This window comes from Methylobacterium sp. WL12 (assembly GCF_008039475.1).
Classification (GTDB): Bacteria; Pseudomonadota; Alphaproteobacteria; order Rhizobiales; family Beijerinckiaceae; genus Methylobacterium; species Methylobacterium cerastii.
Window position 1 is genome coordinate 1 of sequence record NZ_VRUW01000186.1, and the last position, 2,504, is coordinate 2,504.

The window sequence follows — 2,504 nt, forward strand, 5'->3', positions numbered from 1 at the left end:
GTGTGTTTCGGCGTGCAACTTTGACCCCGTGAGGCGGGGGATCGGCGTCCAATTCTGACCCCCTAACCTCGTTCTCGCAGACTGCCCTCCGGTACGGCCGGAAGGGTGGTGTAGGGGGATGAAGGGCGTGGATACGATTGCGCGCATCCGGCGCGAGTTCTTCAACCGCGGCCGCGCGATCAAGGACATCGTCCGCGACCTGCACGTCTCCCGCAACACGGTCCGGAAGGTCGTCCGGTCGGGAGCCACCGCCTTCGCCTACGAGCGTGAGGTGCAGCCGCTGCCCAAGCTCGGGCCGTGGCGCGACGATCTCGATCGGATACTGGCCATCAACGCCGGCAGGTCCGCCCGCGAGCGGCTGACGCTGATCCGGATCTACGAGGCGCTGCGCGGGCTCGGCTACGAGGGCGGCTACGATGCTGTTCGGCGCTATGCCAAAACCTGGAAGCGCGAGCGCGCCTCGGTCACGGCCCAGGCGTTCGTACCGCTGTCGTTCGCCCCGGGCGAGGCCTACCAGTTCGACTGGAGTCACGAGATCGTGCTGATCGGCGGCACGACCGTCACGGTCAAGGTCGCCCACGTCCGGCTCTGCCACTCGCGCATGCTGTTCGTACGAGCCTATCCGCGCGAGAGCCAGGAGATGGTGTTCGACGCCCACGACCGGGCGTTCGCGTTCTTCCAAGGCACCTGCCAGCGCGGCATCTACGACAACATGAAGACCGCGGTGGAGACGATCTTCGTCGGGCGCGAGCGCGCCTACAATCGCCGTTTCCTGCAGATGTGCTCGCACTATCTCGTCGATCCGGTCGCCTGCACGCCGGCCTCGGGCTGGGAGAAGGGGCAGGTCGAGAACCAGGTCGGGCTGGTGCGCGAGCGCTTCTTCACCCCGCGTGTCCGGGTGAAGAGCTACGAGGAGCTGAACGCGCTCCTGCTCGATCAGGTGATCGCCTACGCCAAGGCCCATCCCCATCCCGAGGAGCGCGAGCGCACCGTCTGGGAGCGGTTCGAGGCCGAACGGGCAGCCCTCGTTCCCTATGCCGGCCGCTTCGACGGCTTCCACGCCGTCACCGCTTCGGTGTCCACGACCTGCCTCGTGCGCTTCGACAACAACCGCTACTCGGTCACCGCCTCGGCCATCGGTCGTCCGGTCGAGGTACGGGCCTACGCCGAGCGCGTCGAGATCCGGCAGGACGGGCGCGTCGTCGCCGAGCACGAGCGCGCCTTCGGGCGGGATCAGACCGTGTTCGATCCCTGGCACTATGTCCCCGTGCTGGCCCGCAAGCCCGGCGCGCTCCGGAACGGCGCACCGTTCAAGGACTGGGTCCTGCCTCCCGCCCTCGACCGGGTCCGACGCAAGCTCGCCGGCAGTGCCGGAGGTGACCGGCAGATGGTGGAGATCCTCACCGCCGTGCTCGCCGATGGGTTGCCTGCCGTCGAGGCGGCCTGTGCCGAGGCCCTGCGCGAGGGCGTGCACTCGGCCGACGTCGTCCTCAACATCCTCGCCCGGCAGCGCGAGCCGACCCCGCCCGTCACCATCCTGACCCCCGAGAGCCTGCGGCTGCGCCACGAGCCGGTCGCGGATTGCGCCCGCTACGACAGCCTGAGGAGCCCCCCATGATGGAACGCCAGAACATCCTCGCCACCATGGGCGAGCTGAAGCTCTTCGGGATGAAGGCGGCCTACGACGAGATCATCAAGGTCGCGCTCAAGCGCACCCACGAACCGCAGCAGATCGTCGGCGACCTGCTCCAGGCCGAGATCTCCGAGAAGCAGGCACGCTCGATCCGCTACCAGATGACGATCGCCAAGCTGCCCCTGGCCAAGGACATCGCCGAGTTCGCCTTCGACGGCACCCCGATCAACGAGGGACTGGTACGCGCGCTCTCCGGCGGCGAGTTCCTGGCTCACCAGCGCAACGTCGTACTCGTCGGCGGGACCGGGACCGGCAAGACCCACCTCGCCATCGCCATCGCGCGAGCCTGCATTCGAGACGGGGCGCGGGGCCGGTTCTACAACGTCGTCGACCTCGTCAACCGGCTCGAAGCCGAGGTACGCGCCGGCCGCCAGGGCCGCATCGCCGACCATCTCGCCCGGCTCGACCTCGTGGTGCTCGACGAACTCGGCTACCTGCCGTTCGCGCAGTCGGGCGGCCAGCTCCTGTTCCACCTCATCAGCAAGCTCTACGTGACCACCTCGATCGTGGTCACCACCAACCTCGCCTTCGGGGAATGGCCAAGCGTGTTCGCCGGCGACGCCAAGATGACCACGGCGCTGCTCGACCGGCTCACCCACCATTGCGAGATCGTCGAGACCGGCAACGAGAGCTGGCGCTTCAAGAACCGCGCCTGAGGCCGGCGCACACGTCCCGCCTGCTGGACCCCTGATCAGCCCGGCTGCGCCACCCCGACCCGCTTCGCCGGGCTGATCAGGGGCGTCCCGCCATACCCATCCGGGGGGTCAAAGTTCGACGCCGATCCAGGGTCAATGTTCAACGCTGTTTGACA

At 68.1% G+C, this 2,504-nt stretch carries 1 protein-coding gene and 1 pseudogene; both read left to right on the forward strand.

The window, feature by feature from the left end:
* Positions 1-118: 118 nt before the first annotated feature.
* Positions 119-1,606: pseudogene (istA, locus tag FV226_RS27295) on the forward strand (IS21 family transposase); the annotation flags it as partial.
* An 8-nt stretch (positions 1,607-1,614) separates the two neighbouring features.
* On the forward strand, positions 1,615-2,349 hold the full coding sequence (gene istB, locus FV226_RS27300; protein WP_281406061.1) for an IS21-like element helper ATPase IstB: 735 nt from the start codon (positions 1,615-1,617) through the stop codon (positions 2,347-2,349).
* Positions 2,350-2,504: the final 155 nt, after the last annotated feature.